This window comes from Brevundimonas sp., assembly GCF_052436175.1.
Taxonomy (GTDB): domain Bacteria; phylum Pseudomonadota; class Alphaproteobacteria; order Caulobacterales; family Caulobacteraceae; genus Brevundimonas.
Window position 1 is genome coordinate 43,038 of record NZ_JBQVNM010000008.1, and the last position, 22,565, is coordinate 65,602.

Sequence of the window (22,565 nt, forward strand, 5' to 3'; positions counted from 1 at the left end):
GCGGCTGTTTCGCCGAAACCGCCCTTCGTCGCAACGATTATGCGCGAAACCCCTAGAATTTGCCGATACGGCGCACGTGGCTGTCCGGGCGACGGCTTTCCAGCACGGCCGCGCCGATCGCCGCCGCGATGGTGGCCACGGCCAGAAGCGCCCCGCCTTCCCGGGCATGATCCCGGGCATACTGACCCGCTTCGCCGGCATAGCGACGGGCGTTGCGGCCCGCATCCTCGGCATAGCCTCGCGCGGCCCGGGCATAGCGCTTGCGCTTGGACGGCGAGATCGCCTTCTGACCACGCCTGAACAGCTTGCGGGCGCTGTGACGGGTGTCGTCGGTGAATTCGCCCGCCTTGTGCGACAGATCCTCGGCGCCCTCGCTCAGACCGCGCGAGATGTCCTCGAACCGGTGACGCAGGGCCTCGGCGTCGATCCAGCCGCGCGGGTCCAGCCGCTCGCGGATCCATTCATAGCGACGCGGTCCGGTCCGCTGGGTCAGCAGCACGGTCGCGATGGCGGCGCCGGCCACCAGGGCCAGGGTGCCGGCGGTGATGCCGGGGTGTTTGCGGACCTCATCGATGACGTCGTCGAAATCACGGATCATGGGAGCGCACCTTTGTCTTCTCGCCCGTCGGGTGTCGGGCGCTTCGGGGAAAAGAGCGAACCGGGCCGCGATCGGTTCCGTCAAGCTTGGGGCGCCGGTGCGAAATTCCGCCTCGCCTTGCCGCCGCCACGGCCCTTGACGACCCCGCCCCTTACCATCCCGCCTGCGGGCGCCTATCTTCCTGCGCTTGCCCAAGATCAAGACCGGACACCCGCCGTGCCCCTGAACACGCCCGCCGCCCCCGCCCTGCCCCTGACCGACGACCTCGCCGCCGCCTTCCAGATCGAAGGCTGGCCCGTGCGCGGCCGTCTGGTGCGCCTCGGCGAGACCATCGACCAGATCCTGTCGGCCCATGCCTATCCCGAGCCCGTCGCCGCCCTGCTGGGCGAGGCCTGCGCCCTGGCCGCCCTCGTCGGTTCCAGCCTCAAGTTCGAAGGCCGGCTGATCGTCCAGGCCCAGGGCGACGGGCCCGTGCGCTATGTCGTGGCCGACTATGACACTTCCGGGACCCTGCGCGGCTACTGCCGATTTGACGAGGCCGAGGTCGCCGCCGCCTCGACCGGCTTCGCTCGCCCGGGGGCCCAGACCCTGCTGGGTCAGGGCGTCTTCATCATGACCCTGGATCAGGGACCGGACTTCGATCGCCATCAGGGCATCACGCCCATCGAGGGCGAGAGCCTGTCGCTCTGCGCCGAACATTATTTCGCCCAGTCCGAGCAGGTGCCGACCAAGGTCCGCCTCGCCGTCGGTCAGGTCTCGACCGAGGCCGGGCAGCAATGGCGCGCCGGCGGAGCCATGATCCAGATGGTCGCCGGCGACACGGCCCGCGGCGCGACCGATGACGTCTGGGACCGCAGCCGCGCCCTGTTCGCCACCCTCGGCGACGACGAGCTGATCGACCCGACCATCACGCCGGACGTCCTGCTGTTTCGTCTGTTCCACGAGGACGGCGTCCGACTGGAGGAGGCCCGCCCCTTGGCCGCCGTCTGCCGTTGCTCGAAGGACCGCATCGCCTCGGTCCTCACCTCCTTCTCGGATCAGGAACGCGCCGACATGGTCGAGGACGACGGCCAGATCCGCGTCACCTGCGAATACTGCAACACCGTCTACGAGATCGCGCCGGACGAGGTTGTGGCGGGCTGATTTCCGCCTTCGCCTCGCCGCAACTCCATCCGCGACTTCATTTGAAACCGCGACGCTTCCCGGCCATTGAGTGCGGATGATCGCCGCCCTCCTGTCCGCCCTGACCCTCGCCTCGGCCCCAGCCCCCGCTCCGGCGGCCGCCGCCTGCCGATTCCAGGGCGAGCCGAGGGACTGGACGGCCCAGGCCCTGACGGCCTGGGACCGGCTGGACGCCGCCCGCCTGCGTATCGCCCGGCCGGTCACGCCCTCGATCACCCTGTTCGACCAGCGCTGCGCCTACCGGCTGACGCCCGACCGGCGCGGCGACTTCCGCGTCGGCGCGCGGCGCTATCGCACCACGGCCTCGCCCCATGCGGGCCAGATCGCCCTGCCGGACGGCAACACCGTGCCGGCGAACCGTCTGGCCTTCGCCTCCCCGACCTCGGACGGCGGCATGTTCTTCATCATGGCCCTGCCCGCCCTGTGGCGCGCCGACCCGGCCGAGGCCCGCGACCCGCGCCGCCTGTCGATGGTCGTCTTCATGCATGAGTTCGCCCACACCCAGCAGGCCGAGGGTCTGGGCGAGCGGGTCGACGCCATGCTGGCCAAGGGCCTGCCCGAGGATACGAACGACGACGTCGTCCAGAACCGCTTCAAGGCCCGGCCCGGCTACGCCGCCGCCTACGCCGCCGAGCGCGACCTCTTCTATCAGGCCGCCAACGCCCCCGACGCCGCGACCGCCCGCACCCGTCTGGCCGCCGCCGCCCGCGCCATGAAGGCCCGCCGCGACCGCTGGTTCACCGGGGCCGACGCCGTCTACGCGGAGGCCGACGACGTCTTCCTGACGATGGAGGGCACGGGCAACTGGGCCGCCTGGGCCTGGCTGACCGATCCACGCGGCGGCGACATGAGCCCCGCCGACGCCGCTACGTTCGTGCGCGGCGCCGGAACCCACTGGAGCCAGGATCAGGGCCTCGGCGTCATCCTGGCCATCAGCCGCCTGATCCCCGACTGGCCCCGCCTCGCCTTCGGCCCCGACGGCGTCACCGCCGACATGCTGATCGCCTGGGCGCTTCAGGGGGACCAGTAAGCCATCAGTACGCCAGCGCGATCCCGTCCTTGCGCATCTCGGTCGCCGCCCCATAGGTCCAGGGCCCGCGCCCGTTCACCTGCCGCACCACGTTCTGATAGCCGCCGAAGCCGCCGTTGGGCTGACCCAGCGCCCAGCCCATGGCCGTCAGCTCCGCCTTGACTGACGCCGGCACCCCCGTCTCGAGGAACAGGGTGCCGACGCCCTCGGCCGGCTCCCCCGTCGGCTCCGACGAGCCCTCGTGCTGCCAACGCGGCGCATCGCCGGCCTCCTGCGGATCAAGGCCGTAATCGACCATGTTGACGATGATCTGGGCCTGGCCCTGCGGCTGCATCCCGCCGCCCATGACGCCGTAAGCCATCCACGGCTCCCCGCCCTTGCAGGCGAAGCCCGGGATGATGGTCTGGAACGGCCGCTTGCCCGGCGCATAGATATTCGGGTGGCCGTCCTTCAGGGCGAACAGCTCGCCCCGGTCCTGGAACATGAAGCCCAGCGGCGCCCCGTGGCCGTCGTCGGGGACCAGGCCCGATCCCATGCCGCGATAGTTGGACTGGATCCAGCTGACCATCATCCCGTCGCTGTCGGCGACGCTGAAATAGGTGGTGTCGCCCTGGGTCGGGGCGTCGCCGGGGAAGACCCGCTCCATCACCCGGTCCGGGCGGATCAGCTTCGCCCGCTCGACCGCATAGGTCTTGGAATTCAACCACTCCAGAGGAATATCTGCAAAGCGGGGATCGGTGAAATACCGGGCGCGATCCTCGAACGCCAGCCGCTTGGCCTCGGCCTGATGGTGGATCGAGGCGGCCGACTGGAACCCCATCCCCTTGATGTCGAACTGCTCGCAGATGTTCAGGATCTGGTTGGTCGACAACCCCTGAGAGTTGGGCGGCAGGCTGTAGACATCCACCCCGCGATAGTCGGTCCGCAGCGGCTCGACCCATTCGGTATGGTGCGCCGCCATGTCCGCCCGCTTCAGCCAGCCGCCGATCCGTTTGAAATAGGCCTCGATCTGATCCGCGATCGGCCCGTCGTAAAAGGCGTCCCGCCCGCCCTCGGCGATGGCCCGCAGCGTCTTGCCGAGGAAGGGATTGGCGAACACCTCCCCGACCTTGGGCGTCGCCCCGCCCGGCGCATAGACCGTCTTGCGATTGTCGTTCTCCTCGATGATCGTCGAGCGGTCGAAGTTCGCCATGTTCCGCTGCAGATACCAGGCGATCGTCTGCGGCATGGGCACGCCCTGCTCGCACAGTTCGGCGACCGGCAGGAGAACGTCCTTCCAGGGCAGCTTTCCATACCGCTGGTGCGCGCTCCACCAGGCGTCCACCGCCCCGGGCACATTGACCGTCACCGCCCCATAGGACGGCAGGTATCCCCGCGCATTGGCCTTGCCCCGCGCCGTCTCCAGCGACAGGCCGCGCGGGCTGTTTCCCGAGCCATTGAAGCCGACGACCTTTCTCTGCTTCGGATCCCACAGCATGCAGAAGGCGTCGCCGCCGATGCCGTTGGCCACCGGCTCCAGAAAACCCAGCGCCGCATTGATGGCGATGGCCGCGTCGATGGCCGAGCCCCCGCGCTTGAGGGTCTCGATCCCGATCAGGGTCGCCGTCGGATGCGCCGTCGCCGCCGCCCCGTGCATGCCCCAGACCGTCGATCGCCCCGCGAAGGGCGCCCCGGTGATCCGGTCGCCTGGCCCGATGCCGGCATAGGGATTTGCAGGGCGCGCCGGCGCCGCCTGCGCAGAAGCGGGAGCCGGCGTCTGGGCCTTCGCCGCCCCCGCCATCAATGCGCCGGCCGGCAGGGCCGAAAGGAAGGTGCGACGACGCATGGCGATCTCCAAAAAACCGGAGACCGGACCCTAACCGTTCAAACGAAGGGGGAAAGAAAAAACACCGTCATCCTCGGGCTTGACCCGAGGATCGGAGGCAGCGGCCGCGCGATGTAGAAATCAACGCACCGCCTGCGGAACGTCCGGCCCTCGGATCAAGCCCGAGGGTGACGGACATTTTCAGCCCTAGTGCTCAAGATCCAGCGAATAGCCCGCCGAGCGGACCGTGCGGATCGGGTTGGCGCTGCCGCCGACGTCCAGGGCCTTGCGCAGGCGGCCGACGTGGACGTCCACCGTGCGGGCCTCGACATAGACGTCCGAGCCCCAGACGGCGTCCAGCAGCTGTTCGCGGCTGAACACCCGGCCCGGGTGGCGCATGAAGTGGTCCAGCAGACGGAACTCGGTCGGCCCGAGGTGGACCTCGGTGCCGTTGCGGCGAACCCGGTGGGCGACGCGGTCGATGACGATGTCGCCATGACCGACCCGGTCATCGGCCAGACCAGGCCGGATCCGGCGCAGCACGGCCCGGATGCGGGCGATCAGCTCGACCATGGAGAAGGGCTTGGTCAGATAGTCGTCGGCGCCGGTGTCCAGACCCCGCACCCGGTCGGTCTCCTCGCCCCGCGCGGTCAGCATGATGATCGGCAGGTTGCGCGTCTCGGACCGTCCGCGCAGGCGACGGCAGACCTCGATGCCCGACACCTTCGGCAGCATCCAGTCCAGCAGGACCAGATCGGGCTGGCGCTCATCGACCTGAACCAGACCTTCCTCGCCGTCGGAGGCGATGACGACGTCATAGCCCTCCTTCTCGAGGTTGTACTGAAGCAGGGTCGCCAGCGCGTCCTCGTCTTCCATCACCAGGATATAGGGCTGCACGGTCGTCTCTCCGTCGCGTCGTCTAGCTTAGGCTTCCGGCAGGGTGTGGGTCTGGCCCACGCCCGTATCGGCGCTGGTCGGCGTCCAGCGGGGGCGTTCGCCCACCATCTCCTCGCCGGTGATCTCATAGTGGATGGTCTCGGCGATATTGGTCGCGTGGTCGCCGATCCGTTCGAGGTTCTTGGCCATGAACAACAGATGGGTGCAGGCGCTGATCGTGCGCGGATCGCCCATCATATAGGTCAGGAGCTCGCGGAAGAGCGCATTGTAATGCTCGTCCACCTCGTCGTCGGTGTTCCAGACCGCCAGGGCGCCGTCGAGCTCGCCCGAGGTATAGGCGTCCAGCACATCGCGCAGACGCACCGACACCAGCCGGCCCATCCGCTCGATGGACCGGGTCAGCGGCTGCATCGGCTCGGTCTCGGCCACGGCCAGGGCGCGCTTGGCGATGTTCTTGGCCAGGTCGCCGGTCCGCTCCAGATCGCTGGCCAGCTTCATCGCCGCCAGGGCGCGACGCAGGTCCGAGGCCACTGGCTGACGCAGGGCGATCAGGCGGATCGACTTCTTCTCGATGTCGCGATGCATGGCGTCCAGCTTGACGTCACGCTCCACCACGGCTCTCGCCAGGGCGATGTCGCGGCGGGCGACGCTGTCGACCGCATCCGCCACCTGGGCCTCGGCCAGACCGCCCATGCGGGCCACCTCTGCCGTCAGCTGGTTCAGCTCGTCGCCGTACGCCTTTACTGTGTGCTGATTCATCAGCCGAACCGTCCCGTGATGTAGTCCAGCGTGCGACGCTCGCGGGGGTTGGTGAAGATCTCCTCTGTGTCGCCGGTCTCGACCAGACGACCCATGTGGAAGAAGGCCGTGCGTTGCGACACCCGCGCCGCCTGGGCCATGGAGTGGGTGACGATGACGATGCAGTAGCGCTCGCGCAGCTCGTCGATCAGCTCTTCGATCTTGGCCGTGGCGATGGGGTCCAGCGCCGAGCAGGGCTCGTCCATCAGGATGACTTCCGGCTCGACCGCGATGGCGCGGGCGATGACCAGACGCTGCTGCTGGCCGCCCGACAAGCCCGATCCCGAGGAATGCAGCCGGTCGGCCACCTCATCCCACAGACCCGCGCGCTTGAGCGACGCCTCGACGATCCCGTCGAGCTCCGATTTGGAGGTCGTCAGCCCGTGAATCTTCGGGCCATAGGCGACGTTCTCATAGATCGACTTTGGGAAAGGATTGGGCTTCTGGAACACCATCCCGACCTGGGCGCGCAGCAGCACCGGGTCGATGGACTTCGCATTGATGTCCTGCCCGTCCATGTCGATCTTGCCGCTGACCTTGCAGCCCGGGATGGTGTCGTTCATCCGGTTCATGGTCCGCAGGAAGGTCGACTTGCCGCACCCCGACGGGCCGATGAAGGCCGTGACCGTCTTGTCCGGAATGTCCAGGCTGACCTCGTGCAACGCCTGCTTGTCCCCGTAGAAGACCGACACGTCCCGGGCGGTGATCTTGACCGGCTGGGCGGGGCCTGCCGACGGCGTCACCACCGGCGCGGCCATGCCAGCCTGTCCCGGAGCGACATCGTTGCTCGGGGCCGCGATTTCGGCGGGGCGCAGCGTTTCAGGGCCGGCTCCAGGCGTCTGCACGATCGGCGAGACGTCGCCCGAATGGGCCGTCCCGCCATTGCGGTCATCCTGAGCGCGGAAAATGGGGAACTTCATTGACTTACCACCGGCGTTCGAAGCGCCGGCGCAGCACGATCGCGGCGGCGTTCATGAGGATCATGAAGGCGAGGAGCACCATGATGGCGGCGGCTGTCCGCTCATGGAACGCGCGCTCCGACGCATTCTCCCAGATATAGACCAGAGACGGCAGGGCGCCCGCCGGTTCGTTGATCAGATGCGGCACGCCCGGCACGAAGCTGACCATGCCGATCAGCAGCAAGGGCGCGGTCTCGCCGAGCGCGTGGGCCATCGAGATGATGGTGCCCGTCATCACGCCCGGCATGGCCAGGGGCAGGACGTGCTGGAACACCGTCTGGGTCCGGCTCGCGCCCATGGCCAGGGCGGCTTCGCGGATCGAGGGCGGCACCGCCTTCAGCGACGACCGGGTCGCGATGATGATGGTCGGCAGGGCCATCAGCCCCAGCACCAGACCGCCCACCAGTGGCGACGAGCGCGGCAGGTGCAGCCAGTTGATGAACAGGGCCACGCCCAGCAGGCCGTAGACGATCGACGGGACGGCGGCGAGATTGTTGATGTTGACCTCGATCAGGTCGGTGATCCGGTTCCGGGGCGAGAACTCCTCCAGATAGACCGCCGCCCCGATGCCGATCGGAATGGCGATCAGGGCCGTGACCAGCAGCATCAGGGCAGATCCGACCACCCCGCCCAGCACCCCGGCCAGCTCGGGCTCGGTCGAGTCGCCGTTGGTGAACAGGGCCGTGTTGAAGTGGGTCCGCACGGCGCCCTCGGCCTTCATCCGGTCCAGCCATTCGATCTGTTCGTCGGTCAGGCGGCGCTGGTCGGCCGGCGTCGCCTTGGAGATTTCGCCCTTGTAGTAGAGGTCGGCCTCGTCCGACGCCGGCGCCGAGATGGCCACGGTCTGACCGATCAGGGCCGGGTTCTCGCGCACCCGCTCCGCCGCCCGGAACTTCAGCTCCGACGAGAACAGCGACCGCATGGCCAGGGCCTTGGTTCCGCGCGCGTCGTCCGTGACGCCCATCCGACGCAGCTCCTGCTCGGCCGTCATCAGCTGATAGTTGGCGCCCTGGGGATAGGCGCGGTCGATCCTCGCCGGGTCCATGTAGACCGGCAGGGTGATCTCGTGGGCGTAGAAGGCGGTATAGCCCTGGGTCACAATCCGGCCGAGCAGCAGGGCCAGGAAGCCGATCGCCAGGGCCACGGCCAGGACGCCGTACAGGCGGAACCGGCGCTCGCGGGCATAGCGGGCCTTCAGACCGTTCTGCAGCCGGTCCAGCCGCGTGTCGGCCGTCGCCGCCTCGATCATGCCCTTCTCGATCATCTCGGGGGTCGCGTCAGTCATACTGTTCCCGATAGGTCTGGACGATGCGCTGGGCGATGATGTTCAGGCACAGGGTCACCAGGAACAGGGTCAGGCCGAGGCCGAAGGCGGCCAGGGTCTTGGGACTGTCGAACTCCTGGTCTCCCGTCAGCAGGGTGACGATCTGCACCGTCACGGTCGTCACCGTGTCCAGCGGATTGAGGGTCAGCTTGGCCGCCAGGCCCGCCGCCTTGGTCACGATCATGGTCTCGCCGATCGCCCGCGACATGGCCAACAGCAGGGCGCCGGCCACGCCCGGCAGGGCGGCGGGCAGCAGAACCCGCTTCACCGTCTCGGACTTGGTCGCGCCCATGGCGTATGAGCCGTCGCGCAGGCTCTGCGGCACGGCGTTGAGGATGTCGTCGGACAGGGAGGAGACGAAGGGGATCAGCATGATGCCCATGACGGCCCCCGCCACCAGGGCCATCTGGTTCTGCACCAGCAGCAGATACTGGCCCATTCCGTCCAGCGGACCCCCGACCAGCCAGCCGCCGATGGTGTTGAAGAAGTCCCGGAAGGCCGGCCCCACCGTCAGGGCGGCGAAGAAGCCGTAGACCACGGTCGGCACGCCCGCGAGGATCTCTAGCACCGGCTTGACCACAGCCCGCGACGGACGGCTGGCGTATTCCGACAGATAGATGGCCGAGAACAGGCCGACCGGCGCCGCCACGCACATGGCGATCAGCATGATGAGGAAGGTGCCGGCGAACAGGGGCACGGCGCCGAAGGCTCCGGTCGAACCGACCTGATCGGCGCGAATGGCGATCTGGGGCGACCATTTGGTCCCGAACAGGAACTCGAACACCGGCACCGTCTCGAAGAAGCGCAGGGCGTCCCACAACAGGGAGGCGACGATGCCGAGCGTCGTCAGGATGGCCACGACCGAACAGGCGAACAGGGTGATCGCCACCCAGCCCTCGACGGCGTTGCGCGCCCTGAGGTCCGGCCGGATGCGCAGGAAGACGAACAGCCCGCCCAGGATGGCGGCGATCAGGGCCGCGACCCCGCCGCCGAAGCTGAGCATCCGGTTGATCTCGACGGCGCGGCGGCCTTCCTGGATCAGACGCTCGCTCAGCGGCGCCTCCCAGATCTGCAGCGGCGCGGCGCCCACGCCCACGCGCTGGGCGTCGGAGAAGAAGGCGGCCCGCTTCATCGGCTCCAGGGCGACCACCTCGGCCGGAGCCCCGGCGGCCAGGGTCTGGTTGGCGATGGGGGTGGAGAAAATCGAGGCCAGCAACAGGATCGCCAGCGACGGCGCGGCGATCCAGATCAGGGCGTAGAGGCCGTGCTGGGTCGGGCGCGAATGGCCGCGCACCCCCGCCTCGCGAGCGCGTGTCGTCGCCAGGGCGCGGGCGCCGACAAAGCCCAGCGCCGCCAGCGCGGCCAGGATCAGCAGGAAAAGCCAGAACATCAGGTCAGGTTCGGGGAGCCGGATTCGGCCCCGGAAACGCCCGGCGCCTTGCGGGCCGGAAACTGCCTTCACTTGGCGAGCGGATTAAGACGGCTGGATGACAGTTCTGTTACGGCGCAGGTTCCCGCGCCGGTGCGCCGTCACGCAAGGGGCTCGGACGACGTCGGCTCCTTGATGTTCAGAGGGAAATAGGCGCTGAACGACGCCCCGTCCCCCGGCGCGCTTTCAACCGTCAGTCCGCCCCGGTGCCGGTTGACGATGTGTTTGACGATCGCCAGGCCCAGACCCGTGCCCGGCCGGTCGCCGCCGCTCTTCTGGCCCTCGACCCGATAGAATCGCTCCGTCAGCCGCGGCAGATGCTCGCGCGCCATGCCCGGCCCATGGTCCCGCACGGTGACGGCCGCATAGCGCGCGCCCTGCTCCCGGTCCGGGCTGACCAGCGACAGCCGCGTCGTCCCCTCGCGTCTCGGCCCCGGAGCGGCGTCCACCGTCAGATCCGTCGCCACGGTCAGCTCGACCGTCTGCCCCGCCGTCGAATACTTGATGGCGTTGTCCACGAGGTTCTGGATCACCTGAATGATCTCGTCGCGGTCGCCGTCGATGGTCGCGGCGCCCTCCTGGACCTCCAGCTTGATGCAGACGCCCTTGTCGCGCGACAGAACGCTGACGGCGTCCACCACGTCGGACGCGGCGCGCGACACATCCACCCGGCCTGAGGGCGGGATATGTTCGTTCAGCTCGATCCGGCTCAGCGACAGCAGGTCCGCGACCAGCCGGCTCATCCGGTCGGCCTGGGCCGACATGATGTCCAGGAACTTGTCGCGGGCGACCGGATCGTCCTTGGCGTGGCCCTTCAGGGTCTCGATGAACCCGGACAGGGAGGCCAGGGGCGTGCGCAACTCGTGGCTGGCGTTGGCCAGGAAATCGACGCGCATCAGCTCCATGCGCCGCACGTCCGTTTCGTCGCGCAGGGCCAGCAGGGCCATCGGCCCCGCCCCGCCCGTCGCCAGCGGCCGGACCCAGGCCCGCCAGTGCCGCGACCGGGCCCCGCCCGCCGAATAGTCGGTGGTGGAGGTGACGCCGCCGAACAGGGCCTCGTCCACGGCCTCCAGAACGCCGGGATCGCGCACGAAGGTGACCAGAAGCCCGCCTTCGCGCGGCGTCTTCAACAGCTCCCGCGCCGCCTGATTGGCCAGAACGATGCGACGTCCGGCCAGGTCGTCGGCCTCGCCGCCCGCAACGATCAGAACCGGGTCGTTCAGGGCCTCGAACACACTGTCCAGCAGGCCCGCGTCGACCCGTCGCTGGGCCCCGCCTTCCGCCGCCAGGGCCGGGGCATAGGCCGAGGCGATGGGAGCGGGCTCGCGCCCCGCCCCGGCCCAGGTCGCCACCGCCACCACGGCGGCCCCGACCAGCAGCCAGAGGGCCATATCGGGCCGCACCGCCGCCAGGATCAGCATGATGACGACGGCCAGAACGCCCGCCGCTCCCGTGGTCCACAGCCGCGACGACGCCACGGGCGCCACCGGCGAAGGCGACTGGTCGAGCGGCATAGCGGGGGGCGCATCCTCGGTCACATCGGCAGAAGGGGCCGATTCGCGTCCAGTAGCACCGTCATCGACACGGGTTGATGACGCCGTGCCGCCCGAAGCGCCTCACTCGTAGCCGTGCGCCGCCTCATTGATGACCTGCGACGGCATGGTCGAGAAGTCGACGCTGATCGGCTTGGCCGTCTTGAGCTGCAGTGTCTTGATGACATGCTCCAGGCGACGGCGAACCTCGCCCTCCCCCTCGGCGCCGGGCGCCAGGTTCAGCGGAGCCAGGCAAAAGTCGATGATGGCTTGCGGGCGGGTCAAGGGTTCCATGGTCGTGTCCTTATGGGTCGGCCGACCGATCGGCCGTCCTGGAAACAGAAAAACACGCGGCGGTCACTTTCGATACAGACCGGCCGCCCCAAGGATTGTCATAATGTCGGATCGTGACTCTTGCGTTTCAGTCACAATATGACACTCTCCGCTCATGGAAATCGCCGCCGATCGCAAGCTCTTCCTCGGCGGCCGCGTCAAAAGGCTGAGGCGCGACCTGGGCCTGACCCAGACGGCCATGGCCGGGGACCTCGGCGTCTCCCCCTCCTATCTGAATCATATCGAGCGCAACCAGCGCCCGGTCTCCGCCCAGCTCCTGCTGCGACTGGCCGAAACCTACGACGTCGATCTGCGCGCCCTGAACCAGCCGGGCGCGGCGGGCGAGGCCGAACTGGCCGAACTGTTCGCCGATCCCCTGTTTCAAGGTTTATCCGTGCCCCGCCACGAGGTGCTGCAGCTGGTCGACGACGCTCCCGCCGCCGCCGAAGCGCTTCTACGCCTCTATCGCGCCTTTGCGGATCGCCGCGAACGGGACCGCGCCTTGGCCGCGCGTGACGACATCCCCTTCAGCGTCCCCGGCGGCGCGGACGACGGCCCCGCCGATCAGGTCCGCGACCATGTCCAGTCGCGCCACAATCACTTCCCCGAACTGGACCTGCTGGGCGAGGCGCTGCACGCCGAACTGACGGCCGAGGCGCCGGCCGGGTCGTCCGAGACCCTGGAGGCCCTGATCCGCGATCGGCTGCGCCTGCGCCACGGACTGACCGTCCGCATCATGCCCGCCGAGGTCATGGTCGAATGGACGCGCCGCTTCGATCCCCACCGCAGCCGCCTGCTGATTTCCGAGACCCTCGGACCCTCCTCGCGCGCCTTCGCCGTCGCCTATCAGCTGGCCCTGGTCGAGCACGGCCAGACATTGACCGACATGGTCACGGCCGCCGACCTGCCCGACGCCGCCGCGCGTAACCTCTTGAAGGTCTCCCTGACCAACAGCCTGGCCGCCGCCATCCTCATGCCCTACGCGGCTTTCCAGCGGGCGGCGGAAGACACCGGCTACGACCTGCCCCGGCTCCAGGCCCGCTTCGGCGTCGGCTTCGAGCAGGCGGCCCATCGCCTGACCACCCTGTCACGCCCGACAGCGCGCGGCATCCCCTTCTTCCTCATGCGGGTGGATCAGGCGGGCAATGTGTCAAAGCGCTATGCCTCGGAGTCCTTTCCCTTCTCCCGCTTCGGCGGCGCCTGCCCGCGCTGGCGGCTGCATTCGGCCTTCCGCACGCCCGGCCGCATCGTCACCCAGATCATCGAGACCCCGGCCCAGGACGGTCGCCCCCCTGCCCGCTGGTTCACACTGGCCCGCACCGTCAGCCGACAGGGCGACAATGCGGCGGTGGAAAGCCATGACCTGGCGGTGGGCGTCGGTTGCGAGCTGCGTCACGCCCACCGCCTGGTCCACGCGCGGGGTCTGGATCTGGCCAACCCCGAAGCGACGCCGATCGGCCCCTCCTGCCGCCTGTGTCACCGCCATCCCTGCGCCGAGCGCGCGGCGCCGCCGCTCGACCGCCCCCTGACGGTCGACGACTGGTCCAAGTCCGTCAGCCCCTGGCCGTTCGGGGCCTGACGGGCGTCTGACCGCGTGATGACCTCAGGCCGCGCCCGCTACGCCGGCACCGGATCGGCGGCGACTGACCACCCCCGCCCCCGCCAAGGCCAACAGCCCGCCCAGCAACATCATCGCCCACTCCGTCAGCGTCGGGATCTGCGGCGCCGCCGCGATGACGTTGAAGGACTGATCGACGGGCGTCGCCGCCGCATAGCCCGACCCGCCGGCCTGGCTGGCCCGAATGGTGCAAAGCCCCGGCGCGATCAGGGTCAGGGCCCCGCCGCCGGTGATGGTGCAGATGCCGGGCGTCAGGGACGAGAAGCTGACCGTCAGCCCGGAGCTCGCCGTCGCGCTGAGGCTGGCCGCCACCCCGACCTGTTGCTGCGCCGTGGCGGTGAAGAGAATGGTCTGCGCCCCAAGCGGTTGGCCGCCCGATGACGCCGAGGACGCCGCGCCCGTGCCTGCCGACGTCCGGGCGGTCACGGTGAAGGTGTAGGTCACGCCGTTGCTCAGCCCCCCGACCGTGATCGGCGACCCCGCCCCGGTCGCACTGGCCCCGCCGGGACTGGCGGTGACCGTGTAGTCGAGGATGGTCGCGCCGCCGTTCGACGACGGCGGGCTGAAATAGACGGTCGCCTGGCCGTCGCCGAAATCGACCGAACCGATCACCGGCGCGCCCGGAAAGACGGCGTTGACGGCGAACGTCCGCGACACGGTCGCAGCCGGCAGATAGGACCCGTTTCCAGCCTGATCGGCGTTGATCGTGCAGTCTCCGGCCGAGGCGAAGGTCAGATCCCCGCCCACGGTGACGGTGCAGACCGCCGGCGTGCTGGAGGTGAAGGTCGGCGTCAGGCCGGAATCCGACGTCGCCGTCAGGGTCGGGGTCGCGCCGAAGTTCTGGGCGCTCGGCTGGTTGAAGGTGATCAACTGGGACGCCTTGGGCGTCACCGGGCTCGACGCTGCGGACGCAGCTCCGGGTCCGGCCACGTTCGCCGCCGTGACCGTGAAGCTATAGGCGACGCCATTGGTCAGGCCGGGGATTGTGATAGGTGAGCCGGCGCCCGAGGCGCTCAGGCCATCTGGACTGCTGGTCACGGTATAGCCCGTGATCGACGCGCCGCCGGTGAAGACAGGCGGCGAGAAGCTGACCGTCGCATAGGTGTCGCCCGCCGTCGCCGTGCCGATGGTCGGCGCGCCTGGAACAACGGGGTTGACGGTGAAGGTCTGCGACTGCGTCGTCGCGGCCAGCCAGGCGCTGTCGCCGTCCTGGTTCGCTGAAATCGTACAACTGCCCGTGGTCACGAAGGTCAGGGTTCCACCCCCCGTGATTGTGCATACGCTCGCCGTGTCGGAGGAGAAGGCCACCGTCAGGCCCGACGAAGCCATCGCCGACAGCGTCGGGCTCGTGCCGAAGTTCTGCGCTCCGGGGTTCGTGAAGGTGATGCTCTGGGCCGCCTTCGGCGTCACCGCGTTCGAGGCTGACGAGGCATCGCCCGGCCCGGCGGAATTCGTCGCCGTGACCGTGAACGCATAGGCGACTCCATTGGTCAGGCCCGAGACTGTGATGGGCGACCCGACGCCTGTGCCCGTCAGGCCGCCCGGGCTGCTGGTCACCGTATACTGGGTGATCGTCGCTCCGCCGTTCGTGGCCGGCGCCGTGAAGGTCACGGTCGCTTCGGTGTCGCCCGCCGTCGCCGTGCCGATGGTCGGAGCCCCCGGGACGACGGCGTTGATGTCGAAGGTCTGGGTCTGGGTCGCGGCGGGCGAGAAGCCCGCGTCGCCGGCCTGATCAGCATTGATCGAGCAACTCCCTGCTGTGACCGTCGTCAGGTCTCCCCCCTGTGTGATCGTGCAGACGCCGGTCGTGGTCGAGGAGAAGACCACTGTCAGCCCCGAGCTGGCCGAGGCCGTCAGCGTCGGGGTCGCGCCGAAATTCTGCGGTCCGGGGTTATTGAAAGTGATGGTCTGGCCGGACATCGGCGTCACGCTGGACGCCGAGCTGGCCGCCGCGCCGTATCCGACGCTGTTATGGGCCCGGACAGAGAAGGTGTAGCTGACCCCGTTGGTCAGGCCGGTCAGGATGATGGGCGATCCTGCGCCTGTCGCCACGCCCGTCGCGGGCAGGCTCGAAACCTCATAGAGGTCGATCGTCGCTCCCCCGTCGAAACTCGAGGGTGTGAAGGACACCGTCGCTTGGCCATTCCCCGCCACAGCGGTCACATCGCTCGGCGCCCCGGGCACGTCCGGTCCGATCATGAAGGTCTGCTGGACCGGCGTCGGCGGGAAGTAGCCGGAATCCGCCGTCGCCGACGCCGTGATCCTGCATTCGCCGACCGTGATCTGGACCAGGGCCTGACCGCTGACGTCACAGACCGACGGCGTATCGGAGGCGAAACTCACGCCGGACGCGTTTGTCGCCGAAACATAGGGTCCGAGGTCCAGCGACGCGCCGAACGCCTGCGCCGGGACGGTGTTGAATGTCAGGGTCGCGGCGGGCAGGATCGTGACATCGACGCTGATGATGTTGCTGTCCGGAAAGTCCGGGGCCACCCCCGTGGCATAGACGTTGATTGTGTGATCGCCGTCGGGAAGGCTTGAGAAAACGAAGGGCGATCCGGCTGCAGCCGACCCGATCCCGTCTGGCGTCACGAAGATGAAGAAGCCGCTCTGCGGCCCGCCGCCCACGCCAGGCTCGAAGGTCACCGTGACCTCATTCGGCCCCGTCTGCTGCGCGTCGACATTGACCGGATCGGGTGGCCGTTCCTGGGCCATGGACGGCGTGGCCGCCGCCAGCCAGATCGTCAGAAAAGCGAGGAAAACTCGCGCCGCATCGCGCGTACAGGTCGCCCACATCAGCCTGCCCCCACATAGCCTGGCCATGTGGATAACTTGGAAAATAACGCCGTTCAACCTGCGTCCCGGAATGACGCAGGCGAGTCAGGCCTACACTTTCACGATGACGATGCGCTCATGGCCCACGAAGAACGGAGGCCGTCATCGAGCCTGGCCGCTGCGACTGGCCTGTGCGACCGCCTAGTGCGAGCCGCCCGAGCGCAGGAAGAGGAAACCCGCCGCAAACAGCACCACGCCCGCGATCAGGCCCGCGAGGAAGCCGGCCGGGGTGCAGAACCAGATGGTCGCCATCAGCAGCAGGACCGCGATCCCCAGCGAACCCCAGCTAAAGAGGTGCTGCACCAGCTTCCAGGTCGCGACCTGCTCGCTGATTTCCATCGTGCCGCGCTGATAGTCGTCGTGATCGGCGTGGTGCGGGTCGGCCATGTTCGGAAAGTCCGGGAGGAATCTGGAGATGGGCCCTTATAGCTGCCGGAACCGTTCGCTCAAGAGGCGGCGCTTCGTCACGCTCAGTTCAGCGTCGCCAGAACCTCGCGGGTGAAGGCGGCGATGTCGAACCCCTTGCCGGCAGGGTCCTCGCCGCGCCGCACGATGACGACCTTCCGGCTCGGGACGATCACCACATACTGACCCCGGTTGCCGTTGGCCGAGAAGGCGTCGGCCGGCACGCCCGGCTCCTTGTTCATCAGCCAGAAGGTCGCGCCATAGCCGAGGGTCCCGGTCGGCGGCTGGGGCCCCGACAGCGTGGTCACCCGTGCCCGCCAGCCCTCGGGCAGAATGCGCTCGCCCTCCCACACCCCGTCCTGGACATAGAGCTGGCCGAAACGGGCCAGGTCGCGCGCCGTGGTCCAGACCTGGCTCGACAGGACGTAGTTCCCGCGCCAGTCCGTCTCGGCAAAGGTGTGGATCATCCCCAGCCGGTCGAACAGCTCATTCGGCGGATGGGCGGCGAAGCTCGGCGAAACAGCCAGGGTCGCCAGAAGCGTGTCGTTATTGGCGTAGCGGAACCGGGTCATCGGCGGGGCGATCAGCGGCCAGCCCGGCGCCTGTTCGTCCACCGCCGTCCCGCCGAAATAGAGCCAGTCCGTCCGGTTGCCCGCCGTGTCGCTGGTCAGACCCGAGGCCATCCGCATCAGGGCGTCCAGGGTGATGACACGGCGCGGATCATCGGACCGCTGCCAGTCAGCGATGGCGGCGGGCGCGTCCGGATCGACCTCGCCGCGCTGCACCGCCGCCCCGATCACCGTCCCGGCCAGGCTCTTGGCCACCGACCATGTGCGCTGGGGAATGTTCGGACCGAAATCGGGCGCATAGCGCTCGGCGACGATCTTGCCGTCCTGCAGGATCACCACCCCGGTCGTCACCGACCCGGGCCCGAAGTCGCCGGCGAAGCCCCGCCTGACCGCTGCCTCCAGAGCCGGCGCATCACCGTTCGCCGCGCCGGTCGGCAGGGGCGGCGCCGAGGTCCGGCGCGCGACGGGCTTCATCTCCCGCATACCGCCGACGAAGCCGGTCGGCATGATGGTGCAACCCCGCCCGGGCGTGAACTGGGCCACGCGCGGCGGCGCGGCCTCATCCCATGTCACGGCGATCTCGGTCTCGAAGGTCTCGACCGGCAGGTCAGCGATCAGGGGCTGGAGCTCGGGATAGACGCCCACCAACTCGTGCGCCTCGACGCTGGCCTGGGTCCGCGTTCCGCCCGCCTCCCGCGCCGTGAACAGGGCACTGCACAGGGTCAGGGCCTTGTATCCCGCCGCCAATGCGCGGTGGTTCGCCGTCGGCTGCGCAGCGGGCGACTGGGCGCTGGCGGGCGCGGCAACGAGCGCCAGACCGGACAGCAGGGCGGCGACAGTCAGGAAAGGTTTCATCCCGCCACAGTCGCGGCGGCCCCCTCAGCCGTCAACAGCGCCCGATCAACCCAAGGCCTCGAACCGGTCGATCAGCCCCTCCAGCCGTTTCGTGCCGATGGTCCAGAAGGCCGGATCGCGCGGGTTCAGCCCGAACGGCGCCAGGGCCTCGACATAGGTCCGCGTCCCGCCTGCGGCCAGCAGCTCGCGATACAGGGGCGTGAAGCCCTGCGGGTCTCTGGCCCGCGTCTCCATCAGGGCCGCGACCAGCAAGTCTCCGAACGCATAGGCGTAGACGTAGAAGGGCGAGTGGACGAAGTGGCTGACATAGCTCCACCAGTGCTCATAGCCGGGGTTCAGCGTCACCGCCGGGCCCAGGCTGGCCCCCATCTCCTCCAGCCAGATCTGGCCGATGCGCTCGGCCGAAACCTCACCCTTCAGCCGCTCGTCATGGAAGCGGGTCTCGAAACGGTGGAAGGCGATCTGGCGCACCACGGTGTTCAGCCCGTCCTCGATCCGTCCGGCCAGCAGCCCCTTCTGCTCGGCCTTGGGCGCCGTCGCCAGCAGCCGGTCGAAGGTCAGTCCCTCGGCGAAGATCGACGCCGTCTCGGCCAGGGTCAGGGGCGTGTCGGCCAGCAACGTCCCCCGATCCGCGGCCAGGGTCTGGTGCACCCCATGCCCCAGCTCATGCGCCAAAGTCAGGACGTCCCGCCGCTCGCCCATCCAGTTCAGGAAGACATAGGGGTGGCGATTGGCCGTCACCGGATGGGCGTAGGCGCCCGATTGCTTGCCCGGCCCGGCCCGGCCGTGAACCCAGGGGTTGTCGAAGAACAGCCCGGCCCGATCCGCGAACTCTCCGCCCAGGTCGGAGAAGCTCTCCAGCACGATCTCGCGGCCCTGTTTCCAGTCGAAGGCGCGGGGCTTGGCCGTGTTCAGCGGCGCATTGCGGTCCCACTGGTCCAGCGTCGCCTTGCCCATGGCCCGGGCCTTCAGCGCATAGTAGCGGTGCGACAGGCGCGGATAGGCGGCGGCCACCGCCTCGGCCATGGCGTCCACGGCCTCGCCATCGACCTCGTTGCCCAGATGGCGGCTGTCGGCGGGCCGTTTGAACCCGCGCCAGCGGTCCTCCAGCGCCTTGTCGGCCGCAACCGTGTTCAGGACCAGCGACAGGGTCGAGGCCCGCTCGCCCAGCGCGACCGACAGCCCCTCGGCCGCAGCCTTGCGTTGCGTCGCCTTCGGATCCGACAGCCGGTTCAGGGCCTCGGCCAGGGTGAGGCTCTCCTTGCCCGCCTTCACCCGCAGCGCCGCCAGGGTCTCGTCGAACAGGCGCGGCCACTGGGCGGCGATCGGCCCGTGCTCGGCCAGGAAGGTCTCCAGCTGTTCTGACAGTTCGTGCGGCTTCATCGCCCGCACCCGACGCAGCCACGGCCGCCACTTGGCCGCGCCGGCATGGATCGCTAGCGCCGCCTCGATCTCGGCCTCCTCCAGCTGGTTGATCTCCAGCGTCAACCAGACCGTCGGGGTCGAAACGGCGGTCAGCTGCTCGCGAATATCGGCCTCGAAGCCGTTGGCCGCGGCGTCGTCCCGCGCCGTTGACGCCGCCAGAAACGCATAGGCGCCCAGTCCGCCCAGGACCTCGCTGGCCTGTTCATACAGGGTGATGGCCCGATCCAGCCGTTCGGCCAGCAGGGCCGCGTCGCTCCGCGCCTCGACCAGCCGGCCTTGCAGCTCCCCCAACTCCGCAACGACCGCCTTGCCCCGCGCCACATCGGCGGCGATCGCCGCGTCCTCGCGTGACGCGTAGAGATCGGACAGGTCCCACAGCGGCGGCTCGGACGAGGGGACGGGCGGGGCTTTGAAGGGCGCGTTCATGCCCCTGTTTGTGGGGACGCGCGTGCCGGGACGCAACGGCCGATTGCCGCCAGACGCGAGGGATTGATCGCATCATCCTCGCCCGAGACCCACATCGAGGACCGTCATGACCTATCAGATCGAGCCCCTTCCGCTCGCGCCGTTCAAGCCGCTGTTTGCTCTCGACGATGACGAGCTCGCCGCCGTGGGCGCCCGGCGCTGGGTCGCGGATGCGCCCGGCCGCGCGCCCTGCCGCGTCAGCCTGAAGGACGCCGATGCCGGCGACCGACTGATCCTGCTGCACCACGCTCACCTTACCGACCCGGCCTCGCCCTATCGCGCTGGAGGACCGATCTTCGTGCGCGAAGAGGCGACGATGGCGACGCCGGCGCCGGGTGAGGTTCCGTCCATGCTGTCGCGTCGCCCGCTGTCGATCCGCATCTATGACGCCCGCAACACGATGATCGACGGCGAGGTCATCGACGGCGCCGACCTGGACGCGCGGCTTGCGCACTGGTTCGGGCAGCGGCTGACGCATCAGGTCCACATCCATTTCGCCCCCCGCGGCTGCTACCTCGCCAGAGCGGTCCGGCCCGCCTGATTTCCGGCTTTCACGGACCGACCAGATAGGCTCAGATGCCGGTCAGGGTGGAGCGGACCATGACCGACAACGCGGCGAAGACCCCGGAAGACGGCGACAACCACGGCCGGGCGGGCCTGTCCCGCGATCAGGCGGGCTGGCTCGGCCCCGCGCGACTGGGAATCGGCCTCGTCTGGGGCCTGGCCCTGTGGTGGCTCTATCGGTCGGCGGCCGGCTTCGACTTCGATCAGTCGCGCAGCTGGCCCGCGACCGACGCCTATCTGTTCGGCCCCCTGCTTCTGGTCTGCGCCTATGTACCTGTCGTGGCCCTGGCCTCCATCGGGCGGCTCCGACCCCAGACCGGGGCCGTCTGGCTGATCGTGGCCATAGCGGTCCTCGCTCTTCTGGGCCTGCATGATGTGGCGCGCCAGGCGGCCGAAAACCTGACGTCTCCGCCCTATTTGTCCGCCCCCATGCTCGGCTTCGTCGCCGTGGCCCTGTTCATCGCCCACCACCTTGTGGCCCCGGCGGACGCCGAGCGGCGCTGGATCGCGAGCTTCCCGGCCTATTTCGATCAGGCGTGGAAGGCCGGGGTGCAACTGGCCCTGTCGCTGGGCTTCACCGGCGCCTTCTGGCTGCTGCTGCATCTTGGCGCCGCCCTGTTCCGCATCATCGGCCTGCCCTTCCTGCAGGAGCTGATCCTCCACGACTGGTTCATCCTGCCCGTCTCCGGTCTGGTCTTCGCCCTCGCCGTTCATCTGACGGATGTGCGGGACGGGCTGATCCGGGGCGTCCGCACCGTGGGTCTGATGCTGCTGTCCTGGCTGCTGCTGGTCATGACGGTGCTGGTAGCCGCCTTCCTGATCGCCCTGCCCTTCACCGGCCTGCAGGGGCTCTGGCGGACCGGCAGCGCCACGGCCCTCGTGCTGGCCGCCGCCGCCGCCCTGATCGTGCTCATCAACACGGCCTATCAGGACGGGCGCCCGGACAACCTGCCGCCCGCCGTGCTGCGGATCGCCGTGAGGGTCGCCGCCGTCCTGATCACTCCCCTCATCCTGATCGCCTTCTGGGGTCTTGGCCTGCGGATCGGCCAGCACGGCCTGACGCCCGACCGGATCATCGCCCTGGCCTGCGCCCTGGTCGGCGCCGCCTATGCGGTCGGTTACGGCGCGGCCGCCCTGATCCCCCTGTTGCGGCGCGGCTCGGCGTGGATGAAGGCGCTGGAGACCACCAATATCGCCACCGCCGTGCTGGAAGTCGTGGTCATCCTCGCCCTGTTCAGCCCCCTCGCCGACCCGGCCCGCCTGTCGGTCAACGACCAGATGAAGCGGCTTCAAACCGACAAGGTCTCGGCCGAGGCCTTCGACTACCGCTTCCTCCGGTTCGACAGCGGCAAGGCCGGCCAGACGGCCCTGGCGACCCTGACGCGCTCCTCGGACGCCGAGATCGCGCGTCGGGCCCGCGCCGCCACGGACGCCGACGACCGATACGCGCTTGAACCGCCCCCGCCAGCAGAGCCGCTGTTCACCCCGCTTGTCGAACCCTGGCCTGCCGGTCGCCCGCTGCCTGCGGACTTCGGTCAGCCGTTCCGAGGCATCGGCATGTTGCGCGGGTGCGACTCGCGGGCGGAGTGCGTGGCTACGGAGATCGACCTCAACGGCGACGGACGCACGGAAATCCTCATGGCCACGGCCTATGCCGTCACCCTCTTCACCCGATCACCGCAAGGCGGCTGGGGCGAGGAAGGCAGTTATCCGGTCCTGCGCTGCTCGGGCGAACCCCGCGCTGACGGCCGCGATCTGATGCGGTCCGGCGCGATCCGGCCGAGCCCCGCCGAATGGCCAGATCTGGCCACCGGCGGGCGTTTCGTGTCGCGCCTGAACGTCAGTGGGCCCTGCCGGGACGCCATCAATCTTGCCGCCCGTTAACCCGCCGCACACCACGCCCCCCAACCCGATCTTCACCGTCGCGCGCCTAAAACCGTCCC

At 69.1% G+C, this 22,565-nt stretch carries 18 protein-coding genes; 5 read left to right on the plus strand and 13 right to left on the minus strand.

Annotated elements, in window-relative coordinates; genetic code table 11:
- Positions 1 to 52: 52 nt before the first annotated feature.
- Positions 53 to 598: a hypothetical protein gene (locus tag ACT6QK_RS03645; protein WP_444596445.1), complete on the minus strand. Its 546-nt coding sequence runs from the start codon at positions 596 to 598 to the stop codon at positions 53 to 55.
- 222 nt (positions 599 to 820) lie between these two features.
- Here ACT6QK_RS03645 and ACT6QK_RS03650 point away from each other — a divergent pair, with 222 nt between their 5' ends.
- Positions 821 to 1,741, plus strand: a complete 921-nt coding sequence (locus ACT6QK_RS03650; RefSeq protein WP_444596467.1) for an Hsp33 family molecular chaperone — start codon at positions 821 to 823, stop codon at positions 1,739 to 1,741.
- A gap of 76 nt (positions 1,742 to 1,817) precedes the next feature.
- Positions 1,818 to 2,810, plus strand: a complete 993-nt coding sequence (locus ACT6QK_RS03655) for a hypothetical protein (protein WP_444596446.1) — start codon at positions 1,818 to 1,820, stop codon at positions 2,808 to 2,810.
- Positions 2,811 to 2,814: 4 nt separating this feature from the next.
- On the opposite strand, the gene ACT6QK_RS03660 is transcribed toward ACT6QK_RS03655, so the two are convergent.
- The 8 genes from ACT6QK_RS03660 to ACT6QK_RS03695 form a co-directional block, all read right to left on the minus strand.
- On the minus strand, positions 2,815 to 4,635 hold the full coding sequence (locus ACT6QK_RS03660) for a gamma-glutamyltransferase family protein (RefSeq protein WP_444596447.1): 1,821 nt from the start codon (positions 4,633 to 4,635) through the stop codon (positions 2,815 to 2,817).
- A gap of 186 nt (positions 4,636 to 4,821) precedes the next feature.
- On the minus strand, positions 4,822 to 5,511 hold the full coding sequence (gene phoB, locus ACT6QK_RS03665; protein WP_444596448.1) for a phosphate regulon transcriptional regulator PhoB: 690 nt from the start codon (positions 5,509 to 5,511) through the stop codon (positions 4,822 to 4,824).
- A 27-nt stretch (positions 5,512 to 5,538) separates the two neighbouring features.
- Complete coding sequence (gene phoU / locus ACT6QK_RS03670) at positions 5,539 to 6,270, minus strand: phosphate signaling complex protein PhoU (protein ID WP_444596449.1); 732 nt, start codon at positions 6,268 to 6,270, stop codon at positions 5,539 to 5,541.
- The gene (gene pstB, locus ACT6QK_RS03675; RefSeq protein WP_444596468.1) at positions 6,270 to 7,067 is read right to left on the minus strand and encodes a phosphate ABC transporter ATP-binding protein PstB; all 798 of its coding nucleotides are present in this window, start codon (positions 7,065 to 7,067) and stop codon (positions 6,270 to 6,272) included. Before pstB ends, phoU begins: the two co-directional genes overlap by 1 nt.
- 166 nt (positions 7,068 to 7,233) lie before the next feature.
- The gene (gene pstA, locus ACT6QK_RS03680) at positions 7,234 to 8,553 is read right to left on the minus strand and encodes a phosphate ABC transporter permease PstA (protein WP_444596450.1); all 1,320 of its coding nucleotides are present in this window, start codon (positions 8,551 to 8,553) and stop codon (positions 7,234 to 7,236) included.
- The gene (gene pstC, locus ACT6QK_RS03685) at positions 8,546 to 9,982 is read right to left on the minus strand and encodes a phosphate ABC transporter permease subunit PstC (RefSeq protein WP_444596451.1); all 1,437 of its coding nucleotides are present in this window, start codon (positions 9,980 to 9,982) and stop codon (positions 8,546 to 8,548) included. The genes pstA and pstC overlap by 8 nt, the downstream gene beginning before the upstream one ends.
- Positions 9,983 to 10,122: 140 nt before the next feature.
- Positions 10,123 to 11,535, minus strand: coding sequence for a sensor histidine kinase (locus tag ACT6QK_RS03690; RefSeq protein WP_444596452.1), 1,413 nt, complete (start codon positions 11,533 to 11,535; stop codon positions 10,123 to 10,125).
- A gap of 102 nt (positions 11,536 to 11,637) precedes the next feature.
- Positions 11,638 to 11,847, minus strand: a complete 210-nt coding sequence (locus ACT6QK_RS03695; RefSeq protein WP_444596453.1) for a hypothetical protein — start codon at positions 11,845 to 11,847, stop codon at positions 11,638 to 11,640.
- 154 nt (positions 11,848 to 12,001) lie between these two features.
- Here ACT6QK_RS03695 and ACT6QK_RS03700 point away from each other — a divergent pair, with 154 nt between their 5' ends.
- Positions 12,002 to 13,465, plus strand: coding sequence for a helix-turn-helix domain-containing protein (locus tag ACT6QK_RS03700; RefSeq protein WP_444596454.1), 1,464 nt, complete (start codon positions 12,002 to 12,004; stop codon positions 13,463 to 13,465).
- A gap of 24 nt (positions 13,466 to 13,489) precedes the next feature.
- On the opposite strand, the gene ACT6QK_RS03705 is transcribed toward ACT6QK_RS03700, so the two are convergent.
- From ACT6QK_RS03705 to ACT6QK_RS03720, 4 genes are all read right to left on the minus strand, one after another.
- Complete coding sequence (locus ACT6QK_RS03705; protein WP_444596455.1) at positions 13,490 to 16,300, minus strand: beta strand repeat-containing protein; 2,811 nt, start codon at positions 16,298 to 16,300, stop codon at positions 13,490 to 13,492.
- Between the two features lie 180 nt (positions 16,301 to 16,480).
- Positions 16,481 to 16,726 carry an aa3-type cytochrome c oxidase subunit IV gene (locus ACT6QK_RS03710; protein ID WP_444596456.1) on the minus strand — a complete coding sequence of 82 codons (246 nt, stop codon included), beginning with the start codon at positions 16,724 to 16,726 and terminating at the stop codon, positions 16,481 to 16,483.
- 83 nt (positions 16,727 to 16,809) lie between these two features.
- Positions 16,810 to 18,168 carry a serine hydrolase domain-containing protein gene (locus tag ACT6QK_RS03715; protein ID WP_444596457.1) on the minus strand — a complete coding sequence of 453 codons (1,359 nt, stop codon included), beginning with the start codon at positions 18,166 to 18,168 and terminating at the stop codon, positions 16,810 to 16,812.
- A 45-nt stretch (positions 18,169 to 18,213) separates the two neighbouring features.
- Positions 18,214 to 20,019, minus strand: a complete 1,806-nt coding sequence (locus ACT6QK_RS03720; protein WP_444596458.1) for a M3 family oligoendopeptidase — start codon at positions 20,017 to 20,019, stop codon at positions 18,214 to 18,216.
- 106 nt (positions 20,020 to 20,125) lie between these two features.
- Between ACT6QK_RS03720 and ACT6QK_RS03725 the strand changes: the two genes are divergently transcribed.
- Together ACT6QK_RS03725 and ACT6QK_RS03730 are read left to right on the plus strand one after the other, a co-directional pair.
- Positions 20,126 to 20,599: a DUF1203 domain-containing protein gene (locus ACT6QK_RS03725; RefSeq protein WP_444596459.1), complete on the plus strand. Its 474-nt coding sequence runs from the start codon at positions 20,126 to 20,128 to the stop codon at positions 20,597 to 20,599.
- Positions 20,600 to 20,658: 59 nt separating this feature from the next.
- Complete coding sequence (locus ACT6QK_RS03730) at positions 20,659 to 22,506, plus strand: DUF4153 domain-containing protein (protein ID WP_444596460.1); 1,848 nt, start codon at positions 20,659 to 20,661, stop codon at positions 22,504 to 22,506.
- Positions 22,507 to 22,565 lie beyond the last annotated feature (59 nt).